This window comes from Lentibacillus amyloliquefaciens (genome assembly GCF_001307805.1).
GTDB classification, from domain to species: domain Bacteria; phylum Bacillota; class Bacilli; order Bacillales; family Amphibacillaceae; genus Lentibacillus; species Lentibacillus amyloliquefaciens.
In genome coordinates, this window is sequence record NZ_CP013862.1 from 1609756 (window position 1) to 1632314 (window position 22559).

At 43.6% G+C, this 22559-nt stretch carries 20 protein-coding genes and 1 riboswitch; of the genes, 3 read left to right on the forward strand and 17 right to left on the reverse strand.

The window, feature by feature from the left end:
* Positions 1–194 precede the first annotated feature (194 nt).
* A complete protein-coding gene (locus AOX59_RS08080) occupies positions 195–509 on the forward strand; it encodes a hypothetical protein (RefSeq protein ID WP_068444375.1) in 315 nt (104 codons plus the stop codon).
* Positions 510–1026: 517 nt separating this feature from the next.
* Here the strand turns inward: AOX59_RS08080 and AOX59_RS08085 are convergent.
* Together AOX59_RS08085 and AOX59_RS08090 are read right to left on the reverse strand one after the other, a co-directional pair.
* Entirely contained in the window at positions 1027–2334 is a 1308-nt protein-coding gene (locus AOX59_RS08085; protein ID WP_068444378.1) for a DUF2254 domain-containing protein, read from the reverse strand.
* Positions 2335–2514: 180 nt separating this feature from the next.
* Positions 2515–2745, reverse strand: a complete 231-nt coding sequence (locus tag AOX59_RS08090) for a DUF3953 domain-containing protein (RefSeq protein ID WP_169792868.1) — start codon at positions 2743–2745, stop codon at positions 2515–2517.
* Positions 2746–2939: 194 nt separating this feature from the next.
* Here AOX59_RS08090 and AOX59_RS08095 point away from each other — a divergent pair, with 194 nt between their 5' ends.
* Entirely contained in the window at positions 2940–4127 is a 1188-nt protein-coding gene (locus tag AOX59_RS08095) for an amidohydrolase (protein WP_068444383.1), read from the forward strand.
* Positions 4128–4276: 149 nt separating this feature from the next.
* On the opposite strand, the gene AOX59_RS08100 is transcribed toward AOX59_RS08095, so the two are convergent.
* Positions 4277–4768 (reverse strand): hypothetical protein, encoded by a 492-nt coding sequence (locus AOX59_RS08100; protein ID WP_068444387.1) that lies wholly within the window; start codon positions 4766–4768, stop codon positions 4277–4279.
* 88 nt (positions 4769–4856) lie between these two features.
* Here AOX59_RS08100 and AOX59_RS08105 point away from each other — a divergent pair, with 88 nt between their 5' ends.
* A complete protein-coding gene (locus tag AOX59_RS08105; RefSeq protein WP_068444390.1) occupies positions 4857–5453 on the forward strand; it encodes a TetR/AcrR family transcriptional regulator in 597 nt (198 codons plus the stop codon).
* 54 nt (positions 5454–5507) lie between these two features.
* Here the strand turns inward: AOX59_RS08105 and AOX59_RS08110 are convergent, their stop codons facing one another.
* The 14 genes from AOX59_RS08110 to AOX59_RS08175 form a co-directional block, all read right to left on the reverse strand.
* The gene (locus AOX59_RS08110; protein ID WP_068444393.1) at positions 5508–6152 is read right to left on the reverse strand and encodes an SDR family oxidoreductase; all 645 of its coding nucleotides are present in this window, start codon (positions 6150–6152) and stop codon (positions 5508–5510) included.
* 91 nt (positions 6153–6243) lie between these two features.
* Positions 6244–7917 carry an ABC1 kinase family protein gene (locus AOX59_RS08115; protein ID WP_068444396.1) on the reverse strand — a complete coding sequence of 558 codons (1674 nt, stop codon included), beginning with the start codon at positions 7915–7917 and terminating at the stop codon, positions 6244–6246.
* A gap of 325 nt (positions 7918–8242) precedes the next feature.
* A riboswitch (cyclic di-GMP riboswitch) is annotated at positions 8243–8327 on the reverse strand.
* 44 nt (positions 8328–8371) lie between these two features.
* Positions 8372–11464: an AAA family ATPase gene (locus AOX59_RS08120; protein ID WP_068444398.1), complete on the reverse strand. Its 3093-nt coding sequence runs from the start codon at positions 11462–11464 to the stop codon at positions 8372–8374.
* A 24-nt stretch (positions 11465–11488) separates the two neighbouring features.
* Positions 11489–12673: an exonuclease SbcCD subunit D gene (locus AOX59_RS08125; RefSeq protein ID WP_068444401.1), complete on the reverse strand. Its 1185-nt coding sequence runs from the start codon at positions 12671–12673 to the stop codon at positions 11489–11491.
* 326 nt (positions 12674–12999) lie between these two features.
* Complete coding sequence (locus AOX59_RS08130) at positions 13000–13227, reverse strand: hypothetical protein (protein ID WP_068444404.1); 228 nt, start codon at positions 13225–13227, stop codon at positions 13000–13002.
* Positions 13224–14399, reverse strand: a complete 1176-nt coding sequence (locus AOX59_RS08135) for a Ger(x)C family spore germination protein (RefSeq protein WP_068444408.1) — start codon at positions 14397–14399, stop codon at positions 13224–13226. Before AOX59_RS08135 ends, AOX59_RS08130 begins: the two co-directional genes overlap by 4 nt.
* A 19-nt stretch (positions 14400–14418) precedes the next feature.
* Positions 14419–15519: a GerAB/ArcD/ProY family transporter gene (locus tag AOX59_RS08140; protein ID WP_179946426.1), complete on the reverse strand. Its 1101-nt coding sequence runs from the start codon at positions 15517–15519 to the stop codon at positions 14419–14421.
* Positions 15520–15534: 15 nt separating this feature from the next.
* Complete coding sequence (locus AOX59_RS08145; protein ID WP_068444411.1) at positions 15535–17130, reverse strand: spore germination protein; 1596 nt, start codon at positions 17128–17130, stop codon at positions 15535–15537.
* A 132-nt stretch (positions 17131–17262) separates the two neighbouring features.
* Positions 17263–17964 (reverse strand): ABC-2 transporter permease, encoded by a 702-nt coding sequence (locus AOX59_RS08150; RefSeq protein WP_068444414.1) that lies wholly within the window; start codon positions 17962–17964, stop codon positions 17263–17265.
* Positions 17961–18689: an ABC-2 transporter permease gene (locus AOX59_RS08155; RefSeq protein WP_068444417.1), complete on the reverse strand. Its 729-nt coding sequence runs from the start codon at positions 18687–18689 to the stop codon at positions 17961–17963. The genes AOX59_RS08150 and AOX59_RS08155 overlap by 4 nt, the downstream gene beginning before the upstream one ends.
* A gap of 21 nt (positions 18690–18710) precedes the next feature.
* Positions 18711–19475, reverse strand: coding sequence for an ABC-2 transporter permease (locus AOX59_RS08160; RefSeq protein ID WP_068444420.1), 765 nt, complete (start codon positions 19473–19475; stop codon positions 18711–18713).
* A gap of 114 nt (positions 19476–19589) precedes the next feature.
* Positions 19590–20471, reverse strand: coding sequence for an ABC transporter ATP-binding protein (locus AOX59_RS08165; protein WP_068444422.1), 882 nt, complete (start codon positions 20469–20471; stop codon positions 19590–19592).
* 22 nt (positions 20472–20493) lie between these two features.
* Positions 20494–20886 (reverse strand): GntR family transcriptional regulator, encoded by a 393-nt coding sequence (locus AOX59_RS08170; RefSeq protein ID WP_068444426.1) that lies wholly within the window; start codon positions 20884–20886, stop codon positions 20494–20496.
* 206 nt (positions 20887–21092) lie between these two features.
* Positions 21093–22559: a sodium:solute symporter family protein gene (locus AOX59_RS08175; protein WP_068444430.1), complete on the reverse strand. Its 1467-nt coding sequence runs from the start codon at positions 22557–22559 to the stop codon at positions 21093–21095.

Here is a 22559-nt window from a genome sequence, read left to right on the forward strand (position 1 = left end):
CGAGCTGCTAAATAAAACCCTTTTATAAAAAAATGGTCTTTAAGATAGAGGCCTTTATTAACGAATACATTACATAGTTTGGGCGTAAATTCTTTTCCAGTCAATATTTGATCAGCGAAAAACTTGGAAAATTTCGAAAACACGAAACTTAATCAGTAATAGATGCGTAAGATATTATCAGAGGAGGATGATGAATGAAAAAAGTTATTGGCTGGTCAATACTATCCTCAATAATAATTGCTATCGCTGTGTGGATTGCAAGTATCATTTTTACTTTCTCATATGGTGAGTGGAGTTTCTTCATTGGTCTGGGTTTATCAGTTATCATTTTCTTTTTCAGCAGCAGCGGGGGTGCATTATCTAAAGGAGCGGCTTTCGAGGCAAGCGAGGCTGGGTGGAAAATCCGGAAAGAGAATAACGATATGAAAGCAAACGTTGGTGCCGTGTTCTATGGCTCTGTTCTTTATACTATAATTAGTTTAATCGTTATGGTCATCTTATATTTATAAAACTAAAGGGTGCGTTTTCGAGGAAGGGAAACTAAATGTATGGCTGATTTCTAAATGACAGCCAGACGTCGCTTCGGCGGGGTTACTGGCCATTAGCTGCGGAAAAAAGTGAAACTACATTCAGCGGAGCGTTCTTTTCAGTCGCGTCCGTCGCAAAATTGAATATAGTAGTTTCCTGCATTTCACGCTTTATCAGGAACCCTGGCGCGTACCCGTTAACGTTATAATAATCTTAAATACTAACCATACTGCAGATTAAACCAGAAGTTGCTAATCCTCTGCCACCTTCATTTGCTTTTGCCATTTCTTTTACCGCTTTTCTTGAAACTATAATCCTTATTTGTTTCAGGTGTGTCAGCCATTATAGTCCCTATAAATCGATTTTATTTAATAATTCTTGCTGGGTTCCCACGTACTACGACATTATCCCGCATATCTTTTTGATTTAGGCTGTTATTGTTGTTATCTGCCCCGTACTAGATAAAAATGCGACTTAAAACGGGAAATGACAGGCACTTTAAAAATTCAATTCTTCTCCACTATAACGAGCAAATTTGTCCGTTACATCTTTAAGGTGCTGATAGTCCAATGACGCGAGATTCTCTACATCAACAGCTTCTAAAACGTATTTAGCGAAGTGCCAGACTTCTTTTTGAATGGAGGCCTCACTAACGATCGCAACCTTATACAATGTGTCGATAATGTTATATACGACTGATATGTCATCTTTCCCGTAATGCTTGATTTGGTAAAAACTTTTGAATAAATAGTCCCGAAAATTCTTTTGTTCCATAATTAACCGCAAATCCCCATCGTTATCGGAGAAATACGTGACCGAACGATAATTACCGGCTAGTTCCGAAAGCAAACCGCCAATGCGGTGAATACAGTTAATCGCAGTGTTCGGATCATTCATACCGGTTGACAGTGATTTCACTGCAATCTCAACCAATTTTTCGATTGAAAATCCAATATCCTGAAGGTCGGTACGTTCATCACCAATGACTAAAAAATAGTCGTGTTCGGCTAATTTATCGTTTTTGTCCCCTAAAGACCAAAAGTAAAAAACCGGCATTCCTTTAGGAGCATAATCACCGACCTGAAAAGTTGCCTCTAACACCATATCATTGTCACTAGCCCAGTTAATCAGATAGTTATAATTCACTTGTTGAATATACCCCGAGCGTCTGGCCTGAATTGTTTGTCTATCATTTTCTCTAATGGTCTGAATTTGCGAATGATCCCAATGCTGGTGTTCGCCATACGTTCTTTCTGCAAACGTTTCTCTTATTAATTGCGATGTTTTGTTACGTATAACGCCAATCAGGAAGTTCACTTGCGCCCACCGTGCAGAGAAATGGATAAATAAAATAAAAAAGCCCAGTGAAATAATCGTAATCACAACGGTGAAGAGAGGGCTCAGCAAGTCTTTTTGATTCGTTTCTGTTAATAGCCATAAATTAATCAGTACAAAAATAAATCCGAACGTGTAAACACCCAACACATGTTGAGTGATTTTACTTTGCATAAAGTCCTGTAATGCTCGAGGTGAAAACTGGGATGAATATGTCGTCAGCATCACCATAATCGTTGAGAAACTTATCGTTGTCATCGTCAGCATCGCTGTAATTAAAGCAGCATAAAGCTGTTTTGATATGCTTTGGCCTGTAAGTAAAATGTCCGGTATGCTGCCGGATACTTTAGGAACCAGCCAAACATCCAATGCTGTTATGACAAGCGCTGCAATTATCGAACATATCCCATATACGATGGGTAGAAACCAGAAACTATCACGAACGGTTGTCCATAATGACGTTTTCTTCATGCTAATCCTCTTTCTAAAAAATCCTTCATATACCTTTACTTAAATAACACGGCGTTGCTATTACCAAACGAGCAAGATTGTGTAACTAACCTCAGTCTTCCCTCCGCATTAAAGAACAAAACATTATTCATGATTGACGCTTCCCTTATTTCTGATTTGTTTTCCACTATCACAACAGAATCAGCTTAAAATAATATAAAAACTTACAAATAAACTAAATCCCCCGGAAAGGTAAAGAAGAATGGCAATAGCCTTTCGCTCTTCCTGCATTTCTGTCATCCCCATGACCAAAAGCATCAGTCCCAAAAGCAATTGTGTATAGGGCAAACTCCCGTATTCACCGGTGATTAAACTATAACCTGATAGAAGAACCACTGTAACTGCTAAAATGAATTTAATAGCCTTCATCATTCCTCCTCCTTTATACTGGGGGGCTGTCCCCATAGCCATCATGAAGTATCGTTTGATATTCCGCTATGAGAAGTTTATCGTTATTGGTGGAGCGGAATAATCACAATAAAGCGGGATTAAAAACAATCCTTTAAAAGAACAAGTATACGCATTCAATGACAACATTATCACATACATAAGGAGAGATCGCTATCGTGAAAAGTGAATTAATGGATATGCTTGAATCACGGAAAGAAGAAATGATTGAAATCCGCCGGCATCTGCATGAAAATCCGGAGCTATCGTTTGAAGAAGAAAACACCGCTAATTACATTGCTGATTTTTATAAAGGAAAAGATGTGGAACTGGAGCGGAATGTCGGGAATGGTTACGGCATTATTGTCACGATTAAAGGCGGCAAACCGGGGAAAACAATTGGACTCAGAGCTGATTTTGATGCACTGCCAATCACCGAAGAAGCGGATGTGCCATTTAAATCAAACAATGACGGTGTGATGCACGCATGCGCACATGACGGGCATACAGCCTATATGCTGGTGTTGGCAGATTGCCTCATCCAGCTGAAAGATCAAATTGCCGGTACCATTAAAGTCATTCACCAGCACGCAGAAGAACTGCCGCCTGGTGGTGCGAAAAGCATTGTGGAATCAGGTGTGCTTGATGATTTGGATCATGTATTCGGCACGCACCTGCTTCCAATGGGACCTGCCGGAGTTGTCGGCTATCACAGCGGCTTTTCCTTTAATGGAAGAACCTATTTCAAATTAAAGATTCAGGGAAAGGGCGGCCATGGTTCTTCGCCGCACACAGCCAATGATTCGATTGTCGCCGGGTCTCATTTTGTAACAGCAATTCAAACAATTGTCAGCCGGCGATTAAATCCATTGAATTCCGGTGTCGTAACGGTCGGTTCGTTTGACGGAAAAGGAACATTCAATGTGATTAAAGACGCTATTGAACTGGAAGGCGACATTCGGTACCCTGATGAAAACGTGCAAAACATCATCGAGGAGCAATTCAAACGCATTGTCAAAGGGATTGAACTGGAATTTGATGTTACATGTGACTTAACCTATACGGCTGATTATCCACCATTGTATAATGATCCCGAAGCAACAGCGAAAGTGGCAGAATGGCTGCAGAGCACGGATGATAAGGATATTAAGGAAGTGAAGGAATTTCCAAGATTGGCGCCATCCGAAGATTTTGCCTATTACCTGGAAAAAATCCCGGGCTCCTTCTTCTATATTGCCTGTACGCCAAAAGGGGTGGAGGACCCATACTTTAACCATCACCCGAAATTTGACATTGATGAAGACGCCCTGCTTGTCGCAGCAAAATCGGTCGGACAAGTGGCCTGCAGTTACTTTGATGTAGAATAACTTACAACACGAGGCTCTTTGCACAGCCAGCGGAACGGTTTTTTTCGCTGAATAAGAGCCAAAGCAGAATCGGACATTTACGGCAGTTTATCCCCCCACTTACCCTGCTTTGTTTTCATTCTCAGTCTTGAAGGGGGTATTACTGCCAGTTACATGGATAAATTGACGAGTGATGACACGAATCCTTCTGCCACTACAGATAATGTTGCCATTACGACTGCCAGCGTACTCATGCCCAGATTCGTCCAGATAAACACCTTAATTCTTGAGGCCCCGAGAGTTGCTATTGTACCAGCACCGATCTGGCTGCTAAACAATAGAGATGATAAAAAACAAACGCCGGTTGCTCCAAAGCGATCGAACATTCTTTTTATGCGAGGATTAATTCCCACGGGGCCCTTGGGCTCTTTATCGCTCTTGTGAAATTTATTCAATAGTATGTTGAAAAATTTGTTAATTTTAGCTCCAAAAAATACAAACAACAGAACACTCATTGCATTACCGAAAATCGCTACAATTAATGCTGCAAGAGGCGGAAAGTTGAAAACGACGATTGCCATTGGAACCGTTAAAAATACTTCCAGGAAAGGAACCATACTGGTAAAAAATATAAAAAGAATTTGAAGTATCACGTTTTCCATATAAAAACTCTCCCCTTGTCTTTATTAAGTCATTTGACCTAAAAACTATTATAATACAATTGACTTAAAAAATCAAAGGAGTTATCAAATGCCAAAAAAAATAGATCATGCTGAAAGAAAAGATCAAATTATCGAAGCGATGTTTCGCATCATTCATCATTCTGGTTTCGAAAATGCGACCTTACGCCAAATTGCCAAAGAAGCAGATTTATCCTTAGGATCTGTTCAACACTTTTTTCCCAAACAAAAGGATATCTATATGCTCGCAATGGACGTTATTTATGAAAGATTTGAGGAGAGAATGCAAAACGTCATACAAGAAAATGAAGGGGCATTTAAAAACGCTGTTCGCATGATTAAACAAATTGTTCAAGCTAATACAGAAGAAGAAAGAATGGAGAATGATATATGGATGAAATTTTCCATAATGGCAACGATGAACCCGGAATACCACGAGACGAAGGAAAGCTTACGAGAAGTAAACCTTAATTTTGCCAAAGATGTATTAAAAATGCTTTATGAGAATGCCTATATTAAAGATCCCGTCAATATTGACGACAGCGCAAATTCGTTAACAATATTCATCCACGGCCTTGTATTTGAATCTGTCATTTATGCCAATTTATACAACGCTCAAGTCATTGAAACAGAAATCAGAGAATATTTAAGAAGGATCTGTATATAAGGGGGTCTGTCCCCCACCATGCTAACACTTTAACGCGATGGGGGACAGACCCCTCTAAAGTTTTTTCAATGCATCTTCAATCTGTGTATCACCGGAGACCATTTCGAACGCTTTATGATACGCATTTGGTTCCTGAATGGCAGCGATCATGGTTTTGGCAACATCTGCACGCGGAATATTTTCAAACGGCACTTCATCCGCCACTTTAATTTTGCTTGTCCCGGCATCATGTGTCAGACCGCCTGGACGCACAATCGTATAATCCAACTCGGTGCTCGAGAGATACTCATCCGCTTCTTTTTTCATTTGCAGATAGTGCTGCATACGCTCATTGCCCTGTGCTAATGCCTGCACATCGCGTCCTGCACCGATACTGCTTAACATGACGAATTTTTTAATCCCTAAATTTTCCGTTGCTTTGATCAAATTGATGGCACCGTCGCGATCAACATCCGTTGTTTTCTCAGGACCTGTACTGCTTCCGGAACCTGCAGCAAAGATAACGGCATCCATCTCTTTGACAGCATAGCCGACATCACGTTCCAAGTCCGCGAGCACCGGCGTGCCGCCCAATTCCTCAATACCTGGCTTTTGTTCTTCTTTACGAACCATTCCGTATGGCTCATGACCATCCTCATTGAGACATTTTATAAGTAAACGGCCGGTATGTCCGTTTGCGCCAGCTACGAGTATTTTCATTTCAAATCGACTCCTTCATCAAAATATCATATACTGCTCCTATTGCCGCTAATCGATCCACCTAAACATGGGACACAGAGCTAACGGGTCTTCACATTCGGTTCGATCGTATGATAATAATCACCATGAGTATAAACATCATAAGAGCGATAATGGCTCCAATTTCAATGATTGGCAGTTCCCATATGACAGTGTTCTGGCCAACGAATGCCATACCGATAATCAACCCGGCCATGATAATGCTGAATGCAAGCATCAAAATACTGAATGCGATGCGGTTGCTGATTTTATCCAGTCGTCGCATGACTTCATTGACATGTTTGACGTTAATATCCAGGCCGACCCTTCCTTTTTTCAAAACTGACAATACATCCTTAACGTCAGTCGGCAGGTCTGTGAGAATGTCGACATTGTCGCTAATTGACCTTAGCGTGTTGCGAAAAATTTCATTTGGATGATATCGTTTCATCACTAGGCGCCGTGCGAAAGGCTCCGCTTCGTTCATCAGACTGAAATCGGGATCGAGTCTGCCGAGCACACCTTCCAGTGTCAGAATTGTTTTGCTGATCATCACCATCTCCATCGGTATTTTAATATGGTGATGATAAACGACCTCGAATATCCGAACGATAATCTGACCCAGACTGAGCTCGCGCAATTTGATACTTTCATATTGCATATGGAGTTTATCAAGATCACGCTGAAGGGCATCGATATCCGTCTTCTCATCGATGAGATCCATTTTGGAAAATGTTTTGACCATTGCCCTGCTGTCACCCTGATAAAGATTCACGATAATCGAGCCGAAATTCCGCTTCAGCTTTTCGCTCACATGTCCCGTCTCACCGAAATCCAGAAATGCGATGGTATTTTTAGGCAGGATATGGATATTACCCGAGTGCGGATCAGCATGGAAAAAGCCGTTTTGGAGAATCTGCTGCAGCATGGCATTAGACAACCGTTTTGCGATCAGCTGCCGGTCATATCCCGCTTCGTCCAATGCTTCGATGTCGGACACCTTGATACCCGTGACTTTTTCCATTGTCAGCACTTTCGACGTTGTCAGATCCCAGTAAATATCCGGAAATTTAACAAACGTCTGATCTTCAAATTGTTTCGCTATTTGTGCCCCGCTCCGTCCTTCCATTATATAATCCAATTCATTGGTCAATATATCGGACACTTCATCAATCATGTCACAAACGCGGTAACGCTTAGCCCAGAGCGTTCTTTCCTCGAGCATGTCGCCTATTCCGTGCAGTATTTCAAGATCGGTTTCCATCTTGGGTTTCAAACCCGGCCGCTGGACTTTTACAACAACATCTTCCCCGCTATGCAACCGGGCACCATGGACTTGCCCAATCGAAGCTGTTGCAATCGGCTCCGGATCGAAATAATCGAATAAATTGTCCAGGCTGTCATCGAGCTCAGTCTCCAGTGTATGCTGAACATGTTCAAAGTCGAGCACAGGTGCATGATCCAGCAATTTTTCCAATTCTGCCGTGATCTCATCCGGCAGCGTATCATAGCGGGTGCTTGCAATCTGCCCCAGCTTGATCGCTGTCGGCCCGAGCTCCTGCAGTGCATAACGGAGACGTTTACCAATGCTTTTCAAACTTGTATTGACATCCTCGGATTTTGCAACTTTGGCAAGCCCGCGATCTGCCAGACCCACCCGGAACAAAAAATGACTGAATCCGTTCTTCATCAGTGCATTCACAATTTCACGATACCGCTTCGTATGCCTGATTCGTCTTCCAAGCATGAATTCCTCACCCCCCTATTCCACCTTATAGAAGTTGTTAAAAAAGTCTGGTTAGATAACAACCTAATTCCCTGTTCTTAATTTGAGTTAAACACCGGAAAGATTTGATGATTAATTGAATGGTCATGTCATCACTATAATAGCAAAAATATGTCATGACAAATTTTCAAGCGGCCGTCTCATCTTAAAACAAAAAACCGCATTCAGAGTCGAATACGATTTCAATAATAAGTATATGCTCAATCCTGCAAATGAGCTTTGTTTAAATTTTCATCCGTCTTAGCGTTTCTCTCGAGATAATCCCTCCTTCTGATACAATCATACCGCAGGCAGTCCAGCCGTCATCATGCTGCCATGGAAGACCTGTGACTTTGCGTCCCCAGCTTTCGGAGGGTTCGCCTTTTACAAAAGGACCACACCTAATTAGATGCAGCCCCTCATTTAAAGAAAGTGGTTACGTTACTACAAATTCTGTTCTGCTGTGACCTTCCTTCGTTTTCATCACTTCAAGCCTTGCCGGGAAGATATTTTTCAATTCCTGCACGTGTGAGATAACGCCAATCATCCGGCCTGATTGTTGCAGGTCGATTAATGTATCGATTGCTTTATTGAGTGATTCTTCATCAAGCGTGCCGAAGCCTTCATCGATAAACATCGTATCAATCGCAATGTTGCCTTGGAAGCTCTGGATCACATCCGACATGCCGAGAGCAAGACAAAGCGATGCATTGAATTTTTCACCGCCTGATAATGTTTTGACATCGCGCCTCTGCCCAGTGTAAGCGTCATCCACATCAAGGGCGAGACCGCTCTGCTTGCCATGTGCTTCCTGGCGTTCGCTGCGTCTCAGGGAAAATTGCCCGTTTGACAGGCGTTTGAGCCGGATATTGGCAACATCAATAATCCGCTCCAAATATTCAATCTGCAAATAACGTTCAAATGAAATCTTTTGACTGTTCTGTCCGCGCAGCACATCATGCAAGTCGGTGATGACAGCGAGTTCTTTTTCATGTTCGGCTGCCTGTTCATGTGTCGTTTCTATGCTCTCCTTTATCGTGATAGCCTGATAACGGTAATCTTTGGATTGATTCAGCATCCGGTATGCCGCTTCGTAAGCTGTTTTTAGCATTTGCCGTTCTTCTTCCATTGCCGCAAGATCGACACGTTCTTTATCTTTCAATGCTTCAGCTAGATCATTCACCTGCTGTCTCTTGGCGGTCAGATTGTCATTGAACTGCCCGATCGTTTCTTTCAGTTCTTCCCGCTCTGATGACGACATTTTTGCTTGCTTGTAGGCGTCTTCTGATTCAAATTCCGCTTGTTCCAGTGCTTTTTGAAACTGCTGTTCAGCTTTACTGCTCTTTTCTTTCGTTTCTGTCAGCTGGTTCGTCGCGTTTGAAAAATCAGCAGCGGTTTTGGCAGCTGTTTCTTTTGCCTGCTGAAACCGCTTTTGCGCGTTCTCCCATGCTTTTTCAAGCTTTGTTTTGTGCTCATCGGTCTCAGCGATTCGCTTTTCCAGTGCCGGAAGTGTCTGAACGTCTTCCGGAATATTCCGCAATTGTTCTTTATAGACGGCATGAGCTGACTGATAATCAGACTGAAGTTTTTGATGTGTTTTATCCAGTTCCTCTTTTTGTGATTCAAGCTTCTTTAATGCTTCCTTTTCTGTTTCCTGATTTGCCTTGAGCTGGTTCAATTCTTCACGCTGTTTGTTCAGTGATGCAACTTCTTGCTTAATATTGGTACCTTTTTCAAATAACTTATCACGTACTTCCGCGGCCTTTTCAGCAGCGATGTCATATTGCCCAAGCTCCTGCTCCTTTTCCACCAGAAGCTGTGCATTGGCACTGGAATCGGTTTCTGAAGCCCGGAAGTATTTCTCTTTTTCCTCCATATCTTTTTTCAGGGAGTTAAGGTCCTCACGAGACACCATTTCAGCGTGATTGCTTGCTTTATTCGGATGTTCCGTGCTGCCGCAGACTGGACAAGACTCTCCGTCGTGCAAATGTCCGGCCAATACAACTGCCTGATTGTTCAACCAGGCTTCCTCTTTATCATTGTACGCTTGTTTGGCGGTCAAATAGGCTTTTTCCTTTTGTTTTAAATCCTGCTTGATGGCCGATTGTTTGGTTTCAAGGTCGACATACCCTTTTGCCGCCTTATACTGTTCGCTTGCTTCCATCAGGGCTTGCTGTTTATCCGGCAGTTGACTAACAGCCTGGTCAAGTTCTGCAATCTGTTTATCATGTTTCTCGACTGCTTCTGATTGTTTCCGGTGTTCGGTTTTAGCGTTTTCCAGATCTTTGGCTGACTGCCTGCCTTTTTGCGCCAGTTTTTCGAGTTCATTTTTCTTGTCATCCAGTTCTTTCACAGTCGGCAGGAAGCCTTTCAACCGTTCGAGTTCTCGCGCTGCCTCGTCGCGTTGATTTCCTTTCTTTTCTTCCTGCTGGTAAGCGTTCGTGGCTTGTTCGAGTTTTTCACGTGCTTGTTTATCTGCAGTTTCAGCATGCTGTAAGGCATCACGTTTTGTTTTTTCATCGTTCTTCCAATCCGTGACCTGCTTTTCATAAACTTCAAGATGACTTGCCCGCTCAGCGTTGGCGTGCTGTTTCTCTTTTTCCTGATAACCCGGAATCTGCTTTTCTAAGTCACTCAGTTCCGTCTTTTTCTTATCGAGGTCGGCAAATTGATTGTTCAGCATCTTTGCCTCGTTCAGTTCGGTTTGTTTTTGATCGTGTTTTTGATAGGCATCCTGATAGGCTTTGTCATCCGTCGTAATTTTTTCTGTGTAATATGCGATTTCTTTATCCAGACCGCCAATCACTTGATTGATATTGTAATAATCGCTATGGAGCACATCGAACAGTTCAGCACCTTCACGTTCCGGGAGCGCCGTATGAATACTGTTCACATGATGATCGCGTGACTGCTGCAACTGCTTAAATGCTTCATCAGCCTTACTTTTCCGGTCTCTCAAGAGCTGATTAATCTGGTTATAGCTTTCCGTCTTGAAAAGCCGCCGCAAAATTGCTTCTTTATTTTCCGTTTCAGAGGTTAATAGTTTGCGGAATTCCCCCTGCGGCAACATCACAATCTGCTTGAATTGATCTTGCGTGAGACCGATGATGGCTTCTAACTTTTTATCAATCTCAGAAACCATCTGCCGGTCAACACACGGTACTTCTCTTCCATCAACTTTCTCATAAAATTCATACCGCTCGCCGGTCTTGGATTTATTTCCTTTCTTCACATGGCCCAGCTGCCGGAGAATACGGTAGTGCCGGCCGTGTATTTCAAATTCTAACTCAATCGATGTATGTTTATCATCAGGTGCAAAATCGCTTCTGAGCATCCGGTTATCTTCTCTGTCTGATCCGCTGGCACTGCCGTAAAGCGCAAAACAGATGGCATCGAAAATGGTCGTCTTTCCTGCCCCGGTGTTGCCGGCAATGACAAACAGCTTATTGCCATTGAGCTCATTAAAATCGATTCTTTCTGTCTGTTTATAGGGTCCAAATGCTGTCATCGTCAGTTTTATTGGCCGCATCACTTATCCCCCCCTTTTCAACATTTAGTTCTTCACCGTTTCCTTGGATGGTCCGGCCTCACGTTCTTCTTTCAAGAGGTCATCCAGAACATCATTGAATATCGCTTCAGTATCTTCTGAGACGTCGTAGCCTTTCACTTCTTTATAAAAATTTCTGAACAAATCAAGATCGCTCATTTCCGTCCGCTTCGTTCGATTTGTCACTTCAGTCTCATCGGGTGATACCCTGAAATTCCCGCGCTCAACATGCATCGCATTCGGATAAACCGACCTGAGCCGCTCCATTGGCGACAAAACCGGTGCCTCGTCCAGCAGCCTGACAAATACATAGTCATCACTAACCGGATGAGTCAATAATTCATCCATTGTCGCCTCAACCGTCCGGATATCCCGTTTTGGCGTGAGTGTGCGCTTTTCAATCGATGCTTCTCCATTGGCGCCCAGCTCAACAACAGAATAGCCTTTTTGATGATGCTCTTCAGAAATGGAATATTTTAGGATAGACCCGGAATACCGGACCGTTTCAGACGTGACATGATGCGCGTGATGCAAGTGTCCGAGCGCTGTATAATCAAACGGGGCAAAATGGCGGGCATCCACATATTCCGCGCCACCGATTGACAGCGGCCGCTCCGAATCACTCGTGTTCTCTTCCTCCTCGCCAAATGGTGTGACAAACGCATGTCCTATGTACACGTGACGGGCATCCGGATCCATGTCCTGCTGAATCATTTCCGCGATTTTCCGTCCAGCGTCATTATGGCTGCGGACCGTATCGTCTTCCGTCATCGTGCGGACAACACTCGGATCACAATAAGGCACCAGGTGAAAATGAACCGGCCCATGTTCATCATAAAGCACAACCGGCTTTAATTCCTGATCAAAATGACCTGCGATGTAAAAACCATTTTGCTTCATAATATTGCTTCCAAAGTCAAGCCGGCCCGGGCTGTCATGATTTCCCGCAACGGCCAGTACAGGCGTTTTTAACTCGAGTACAATTTTACTCAGCGTTTCATCCAATAGATTGACAGCCTCAGTCGGCGGTACGGCCCGATCATATAAATCCCCGGCGATAATCACCGCATCTGGTCTCTCTTCTTCGACTGCTGCTGCGAACTGGTCCAGACAATAGCGCTGGTCATCTGTCATATAGACACCCTGAACAAGCTTCCCCAGATGCCAGTCCGCCGTATGGAATAGTTTCATCCCGCTCTCCCCTTTTTCGGCAAATTCTATTTCTCTCTATTATAATACAAAATCGGGACGTGTTGGTTTAAAAATATATGTTTGAATTGTAAACTTAAGCAACGAGCAAAACTCAAGCCGAATCGCCTGCGAGCTATAAGGAGTGTTGCTGCTCCGAAAATACTTGTGAGACGACGAGCACCGAACAAATTGTGAACTTAAGCGGGAACTATGTGAACTTGAGCCGATACCACTGCTTTTCGAGCCGATTCTGTGACAACTTAAGCGAAAAGCCGAGGAAGCGCATCACTTCCCGAGCTTGCAACGAGTGCACCAGCCAATTACATTCATCCTTCCAGCAATTGACTGAACGGCTTGAAGACCCACTGAACAAATTCGGTGGGGCCGGAGAGGTTTGGAAATATAATGAGCATAACCGCCAGCAGAAAGCCGCCTGTTGTCAGGATGATAAACGCACGCTTTTCCTTTTTCTGGTCTTCATTAATTCTCGGCCATTCATACAGCGTGATTAAGGCAGCAACAACAATAGCTAAAAACACACTCGCTATTTTCATTCGTTAATCACCTCGTCATCCGGTACCGTTGGCGGTGATGTGGATCTGCCAGGCCGCTTTATTTTAACATCACTGTTAAGTTCAACCGTTACTTCGGGAAATGTTTCCTCATTCCAGTTATCTTTCACTTTAGCCCATTGGTCAGGGTAATGACGATGAAACACCTCACCAAACTTTAGAATATCTGCCTGCATATCTTTCTGCACGTGTTCCAGGGCTGTTCGGATACGCTTTTCAATCCTGTCTTCCAATTGCTTCTCAAGCTTATTGATCGTGTCAGGGTTCCCTAGATTTAACTTTGTTTCATTTTCGACTGCATCGTCGACCGAATTAATGTTTACGGTCATCGTCCAATTTCCATTTTCAACTTTGGGAATCAGCTTTGTTTTTGAATCGAAAATATTAAATGAAATATAGCCTTCCGTACCCTCGGGCTTCACGGTGACTGCGGCATCGTTAATTTCATCCCGCAGCCATAGAATACCCCTTGTCAAACTGTCATCGAGTTGTCCGACCATTTTTCCATCTTTAAATACAGCTGTGCCACTTACACGCAATCCCTGTGTATTGGGAGGTTCCTCCTCAATTTCGAGTATCGGCAAAGCTGCGTTTTCACTTTCATCAGATGTCATCTGGACCAGATCTTTCACGTGGACACTCATACCAACCTCTAAATTAGCCAATTCCCTTGCTGTTTCAGCTGAACTTGACTCCAAATCAGGCATGACTTTAAAGAAATCTGCAGGGGCACCCTTCGTTACAAAAACATAAGACCTTAATCTTGGTTTCGGATGCCGCGACAAAAAATCAATATGTTTGCGGATTCCTTTCTCGGCCATTTTTTCACTGATAAACACAACACGGTTATGGCCGGAAAATATGTTTCGCGAAAGTTTTTCCTGCAGTTTTGACCTGGCATCAAAGGTTGTTTTGCCAATTTCCTTCTCCACAGTTGTCAGTTCTCCGGTGCCTTGCTGGCCTCCCCCGCCTCCTACTCCACTTGCCATCGAACTTGGGTTTACCAGCTGCAAGGAAAGTTCAACCTGCTCATCTTCCATTTTATGAAGGCCGAGTCCGACAACAATGGCTAAATCATTGACTTCTGTGCGATCCCAGCATCCCGCAAGAAGCAGCATCAGAAGACAGACAGGAATAATCGATAGCTGTTTCATGACGGGCATCCTCCTTTTCTTATTCGGCGTGCGTAGCTGAACGCTTCCCCAACATGATGGCAGCCGCCAGCAGCATAATCGGAATGATAGCTAAAAAAACAAGTGAGTAAAATGGAAACGTTTCGCTCAAGAATTTCTCAAGCCCCTGCAAATTGCCTGCAGACCAGTATCCCAACACCGTGATAATGAGAGCAAACGGGAATACAATCGGCTGGTAATCACTCAGCTTCAGCCATTGAGCGGTACTTAGAACTGTGGCATAGAAAAAAACCGAAATTTTAACAAATATACCACCTACCCAAATCGCCATGACGACAGACTCCATATGTTGGACAAATTCAGCTATACTGATATATCGTGCTGCTTCCATAACGGGGTATGTAAACTTGGAGGTGATCGCACCAAATACAAACATCGTTACCATATTGGTTACGACCATGGTGAACATAACAGCAATTATGGTTGTGATATTCCACTTCACAACTTTTTTCCGGCTTCTTAAAAATGGCAGCATGAAAGAAATCATAAAAAATTCTAAAAACCATCCTGCCGGAACCACTGCACCCCTTAATGAAGGCATTAAGCCCTTTTCAAAAGCGGGAAGCATATTGCCGGGATCCAGATCCGGGGTTAATAACAGAAGAATTAATATAAATAAGACCGTCACAACAGGCACAAATACCTGAGCGCTCCGGGCCATCACTTCAATTCCGCCCCTGACAGCTAAGGCACATACAAACGCCATGCTTCCAAGAATAACAATCATGGGTGTATCCTCAAGGAAATTACCCTTCACAAATTCACCATATTCCCGTAAGATAACCCCGCATAGATGGGCTAAAAAAAAGATAAACGCAAGGCCGATTACTTTCCCAAGGAATTTGCCGGCTATCGTTTCACTATATTGAATGATCGTCTGTTTCGGGAAACGCTTATTTAACTGAATCGCAATAAAAGCAGCCAGAAAGCCGGCCAGAGAAGCCCAGATCGGTGACAGCCACATATCCTGCCGTGCTTGATCTCCGGTTATCGCCGGAACGAGCAGAATCGCTGTTGCTATAATAGTCGGATAAATGAGAACAGCCATTTGCAGGGGACTAATTTTCCCTTTTTCAATCATGCTTGTTCCACCTCTTTATTCCTCACCTCTGATTGGAGAAGATTTCTGGTTATCGGATTGACGGTATTTGTTCGAGTCGCCTGTAAAATGCGGTCTTGTATTCATTTTCCACCATGGCACACGCATCAGCACATCCTTCATACCCCGCCATTGCATCGGTGCCATCGGGCTAAGATATGGCTGACCGAATGAGCGAAGTGAGACCATATGGACAATAATCACAATAATCCCCATTATGATGCCCAGCAGTCCAAGCGTTCCTGCCAAAATAATCATGGGAAAACGAAGCATCCGAACCGCAATCGATGCTGAATAGCGCGGAATGGTAAACGAAGCAACACCTGTCAATGCAACCACAATGACCATCGGAGCTGATACAATCCCTGCTGAAACCGCCGCTTCACCAATAACCAGCGCACCGACAATGCTGACCGCTGAGCCCACTTGTTTTGGCAGACGAAGCCCGGCTTCACGGAGCGCTTCAAAAGTGATTTCCATCATGAGCGCTTCCACCAGTGCAGGGAAGGGCACCTGGGCACGTGAGCCGGCAATACTGAATAACAGAGTTGTCGGAACCATCTCCTGGTGAAAGGTAAGCAGTGCGACATATAATGAAGGAAGAAACAGTGAAATCATCAGAAAAAGATACCGCATCCAACGAATTGATGTACCGATTAAGTAACGTCCATAGTAATCTTCACTCGCCTGCAGCAATGAATAAAATGTCGCAGGTACAACCATGGCAAATGGAGAGCCATCCACCAGGACAGCAACACGCCCTTCCAGCAGGTTTGCCGTCACAACATCCGGCCGCTCCGTCGATAATACCTGAGGAAAAGGTGAGTGTGGATTATCTTCAATAAATTCTTCCAATACTCCGCTGTCCAAAATACCATCAGCATCGATTCGTTTTATCCGATTAACAGCTTCTTCCAATACGTCCTGATCCGCAACACCGTCGATATACGCAAGTTTTATGGTTGTTTTGGTGTATTCACCGGCCTCCATCGATTTCATTTTCAGCTTGGGGCTCCTGACCCTTCTCCGAATAAGTGACGTGTTGACACTGATCGTTTCAACAAAACCTTCTCGGGGACCCTTGACAACGGTTTCTGCCTGTGGCTCTTCTACAGATCGCTTTTCCCATTTGGAGAGCCCTAAAGCAAACCCGCTATTTTGCTGATCAACCAGAATAACCGGACGACCGGATGCAATTTCTTTTATGCTGTCTGAAAACGTTTTGACTTCTTTGACACTGGAAGTCGACACCCTTTTATGAATGAGTGTATCGATGCTATAGTCCGTATTCGGCGCCGATTTAATGAGCGGGGAAAGGACACTGTCATCGATTTCTTCAATATTTGACAGCCCTTCGATATAAATGAGAATCGCTTTAACCTGTTCACCTATGTAAAATGTACGAAAAATAACGTCAGAGCTGTCTTTATATATTGACCGAAACATGTTTTCATTATCGGCTAGGCTCCCATAAAGCGGAGCCTGTTCATCAATTGATGATTCAAGCTTGGACGTTTTATCCGCTTGATTAGATTTGGGCTGTTTCCGCCGCCTTTTTATCAACGGCAGTCTCCCTCTTTGCCCTTTTTTCATCCTGGTGCATCCTTTCTGCTGCGACTGAGTGAATACACCTTAGGTTTGTTCATTGAGAGGAAATTTATACTATTTGAAAACAATATAAGAATATTGGCGTTTGTTTGGTTGAGTCCTCCACTATTGGATGCCCTAATATTTCCGATAAACCTTCATAGACCAGCGCCAGCAAAGGAGCCAAATCACGATCATCAGCAGAATAGCGATTCCCCATAACAACAAAGGAAACCGGTCCATCCATTTGATTGTTTGGTCGGTTATTTGTCCGGTAAATTCAAATTGACCTGCAACAATTAGCAAAAATAAAAAGAAAGTGAACAAACTGTTGCTGCCCCACCGAAAGAAAAAGCCCAGCTGAATAGCCAATACACTAAATGCGTAAAAGAAAACGATCATGCATAATCCTGTCCAGACCATCAGTGATGCAGCATACGGAAAAATGACGTCATAAATCCACCATAAACCACACAGCCAAATCGCCATGAGTCCATTCATTAGAAAAACGGAAATATACTTAGCCGTAACAATCTCTTTAATCGTAATCGGCAACATATGTAAAAATTTATAAAACCCTTTGCGATTTTCCTTATCGGTCTTGTTGCACACAATCATCCAGCTAATCGCATATGGCATAAAAAGAACAGCAAAAGAAATCCTGGATACATCTGTAAAACTAAGATTCGATTGCTCAATCCAGTTCATTACCACATCCAACCGGCTGAAAAAAGTTACCGTTAACACAAGGGCGAGTGATATCAGGAAATACCAGAACAGCATGCGTCGCTGCTCATACCATTCTTCCTTGATGAAATCCGTAATCACATTTGTCCTCATGTTGATTCCCCTTCCAACGCTTTCTTTCGAGTTGCTTTATGTTGGTGGTTTAAAGGAAATCCCTTTCTGCTCACGCGCCTTCCTGATAACCACCAGCAAACGAAATAGACCACAAGTGCCAATGCCATAAACACGACAGGAACGAACATGTCGGATGTCATTCCTATGCTTGTCAGGTAAAACCCTCCAAGGCCAAACACATTAGCCCAAATGACTGTAGATAGTAATTCAACGATAAAAACACCGGGTGAGCCTTTGAAAAAATAGATTAGTAATGTAATAGCGGGTATGAAAATAGTCATTGATGAGAAAAAGCCCAAAAGTGCTCCGTATTCATCCATACTGAAGCCGCCTATGAAAATAGGCAAAAATATGCCTATAGTGTTCATCCAGACAATCGCCGTGCCGCTCATTACCAGAACACTTATGAATTTAGCACTGACAATTTCACTCTTTTTCACAGGCAATGTTTGTAAAAAAGTCATCTGACGGCTATCATCTTCACGCTTCAAACTATTATCGACCCCTAGCACAACAAGCACCATTCCAAGCATCGAAACATTTAATTTAAAATTATTAAGGTCATAAACCCCTGCCAGACCGGGACCGAGCAGCCATATGATGACAGGATATCCGATGCCAAGCAATCCATAGATTAGTGCGGGGTTTTTGTTATGGCCGGCTATATTTAGTATTCCGAGTTCCCTTTTAAGTAATGCTTCCATCTATTAGACCTCCTGACTGCTTCAATTATTTCCCCGATTCTTTTTAGACAGACGCTGAGCTTGACGTCTTTTCAATTCCTCCGCATGTTTTTCAATTTTTTCCCTATGCGGATCGTCTACTTCTTTCGGAAATCCTTTGAGCTTCACCCAATTGGCCATAATCCACCAGCAACTAAGGTAAACCAAACTTGAAATGGCAAGTGATATACTAAATAAAAAGTCTTTCGGTATGTCAAATGGTGAATAAAAACCAACATAAAGCAAAAACACGGACCCGTTGAGTAACAAAGCATAATTAATCCATCCTCCGTAAAAACTCCCGCGCAAATAGTACCATAATAGATTTCCGGTCACCAATAACAATAAAACAGCAAGGAAAAGAAAGATAATCATTGTCGATTCAACTGTCCAGACGTCATTTATGAGTAAATTTGCAGAAAAAAGTACAGACACCCAAACAAATATAAACCCGCATAATAAAAGCGTGCTAAGAAATTTCGCATGAACAATGTCCGTTTTTCTAACCGGCAATGTCTGCAAAAATGCTAGTTGCCTGTTTGCAGCATCTTCCTCCATTGTATCCAACATGTGCATCCCGGCCGACAACATGCCGATTAAAAATATAAACAGGCTTATAGTACCCGTTGCCAAAAAACTCATAGCGTTCGGCCCCAACAACCATATAAGCAGAATCAATACGAGGCCAAAAACGAAATAAGTCTGAAAACTTCTTTTTAAATTGATGGTTACCATGCCATCCAGTTCCCGTCGAATCAATCGCCACATTAAGCGGCCCTCCTTTCTTCCGGTGGATGTTACGACACCTGATCTGTGGTGGAGTTGTCCCTGTTTTCTTCGGGAAACCCTTTTACGATCACCTTTCGTACAGCCATCCACCAGCTACTCCTCCTTCCATCCCGTCAACAGCACGAACAGTTCCTCCAATGTTAAACGCTCCGAATACCAGTCACCAGCTACGATTTTTTGAAATTCATCATAACAATCGGTATACCCGATATAACTGCCCATTGCCCGCTGACAATTAAAAAGCAGCGGTGTATCCATCGTTTCTGTACCACCTTTTCCAGGAATAACAATCCGCCGGTACCGATCCATGAGTGACTCCTTGTCTTCGCTGAAAAAAACTCGTCCATCATCAATAACCGTTATCCAGTCCGCAATTTTTTCCACATCAGATGTGATATGCGAAGAAAACAGAACACCCCGGCTTTCATCCTGAACAAAATCCAACAACAGCTCCAAAACCTCCGTTCGTACAACAGGATCAAGTCCGGATGTCGGCTCATCAAGCAGCAGCAATTTCGGCTGATGGGCCATTGCCAATATTAGCGATGCTTTCACCTTCATTCCCTTGGATAGCTCACTTATTTTTTTATCTCGCGGAATCTCAAAACGTTCCAAATTCTGTTCAACAGCTTCCTGATTCCAATTCAGATAAAAATGACGGGCGAAATTCAATGTCCTCTCCATTGTCCACGCATTGTTCAAAAGCGGTGTGTCCCCGACATAACCGACCTGTTCTTTCACAGCCACTTCTTCTTCCGGCATGGCCATACCCAGAATTCGAATGTCGCCGTCATCCTGTTTTATCAAATCCATGATTGCTTTCATCGTTGTACTCTTGCCCGCACCATTCCGGCCGAGAAAACCCATGATTGTACCAGCCGGCAACTCGAAATTAACATCTTTTAATTGAAAATCCTGATACGATTTACTTAGGCCATTTACTTCTAATAAAGGTTGTTCATCATGATGATTCATTGTCTTCACCCTCCTGTTAACGTTATATATCATTGTCATCATCCGCTTCCTGCCAGATGTGTTTGATCAGATTATGAAATTCCTCTTCCTCCAAGTTCATTTTTTTAGCCTGCATAACTGATTCCAACAGAGGTTCCCGCACTTGTTCCATCTTCCACTGCGACAGCCTTTCTTCACTTAGTGTTGATACAAAACTGCCCTTGCCTTTACGTGTATAAATAAATCCACTTCGCTCCAACTCCTGATAGGCTCTTCGAATCGTAATACCGCTCGTCATCAACTCTTTTGATAATTCACGAATCGAAGGTAGCATTTCATCCGGCTCCATATGCCCCACGACAATAAGCCACTGTATTTCTGAGATAACCTGTTCATACATCGGTATCGAACTAGTTTGCGAAATATGTATCAGCACATTGGGACACCCCCTTTGTTCCGGTAACACGCCTATAATAGCGTTTATGTGCTTAACTGTGTTTACTTGATATACACAGTATACATGACAACACAGAAGGATACAATAGACCCTATTCGATTCTTTAAACCCCGCTCAGCAACTTCGACAACAAAAAAGCCTTTGTGCAATTATCAGCACAAAGGCTTTTCTTAAACTCAGCGGATTTATGAAGCTTTACGTTCCTCTTTCATTATTTTCAGGAACCTATCTGCCTTTTCCTCAGGCTTTTTAGTCACCAAACTCACGCCAACAAAAATCGCCGTTGACACGAGAAGGCCCCATATACCGGATGCCATCCCCAGCGGTTTAATCCCGGAAAACTCAATCAGAAGGACGAGCACCGCGCCGACAGACACACTGGAAATAACCCCGACAGCGGTGCCGCGCTTCCAGAAAAATGTACCGACAAATGACGGAACCGTCACGATTAACCCGGACGAGGCGGCAACAGACAGCACCGCGATCAGATTAAGCTCCAGTTCAGCAAATGCGAACGCCAATACCGCAATGACCGGGATGACCATTTTTGCTACCTTTAATTGCTTGCGATCGCTTGGCTTACGTTTGGAATTGCCATACACATCACGCGCAAACATCGATGATAATGTCAGCATAATCGAATCAATTGTTGACACAGCCGCAGCCATAATGCCGATCATGACAATGACTCCGAGAATCGGCGGCACTAAATCAGATGACAGAAGCTGCGGTGTTGCCAGGTCTGCTGTTTCGAGATTTGGAAACATCTGCATGGCAGAAAACCCCCATAACACAGACACAAACGTATAAATGAAACCAAATATCAAAAAACCGATCAGCATCTGCCGCAAGCCTTTAAGCGATTTTGGCATAAATAGCCGCTGACTCACCTGTGGGTTGGACAGACTGAAGAAAAACCACGGCAATGTCAGTCCAAGGAATGTCAGAAAATCAAAATAGCCATTACCCGGAACAGACAAGGAATCAGGCCGAGTTGTCTGGAGGTTGTCAAAAAACTGCCCAAACCCGCCGAGACCCTGAACGACGAGCAGAACAACAATTGTCGACGTGATAATCATAATGACCGCCTGCAGTGAATCTGTCCAAATAACTGAACGAATGCCAGCCGTATAGGAAAATAAAATCGCCATGACGGTGGCAAATACGACACCTGCCGTAAATGGTATGGCGCTATCGGTAATGCCCTGAAGCAAATAACCAACCCCGGCAAGCTGAACAGCACAATATGGAATTAGAAACAAACAACTGACAATCGATACAGACGCTGCCGCTGTTTTACTTTCATACCGCCCGCCAATCATTTCCGACGGCGACACATAGCCATATTTCTTCCCTGCCTTCCAAAACCGCGGGCCGAACAGAATAACTAATGAGACACCCGTAAAATAAACAATTTCAAACCCAAGCGCCCCAACGCCGCCCTGATACGTGAGCCCCGCAAGACCGACCATCATGAACGCGCTATACGTTGTCGCACTGTAGCTCAGCGCAGAAAGAATGCCATTCATATTGCGGCCGCCCAGAAAGAAACCAGCCATATCCGAGCGGTCACCTTGCCTGGACATAATCGCAATGCCTGAAGCTATTAAAAAGTAAATAATTATTCCCCAAATTGCTAGATTCGTACTCAA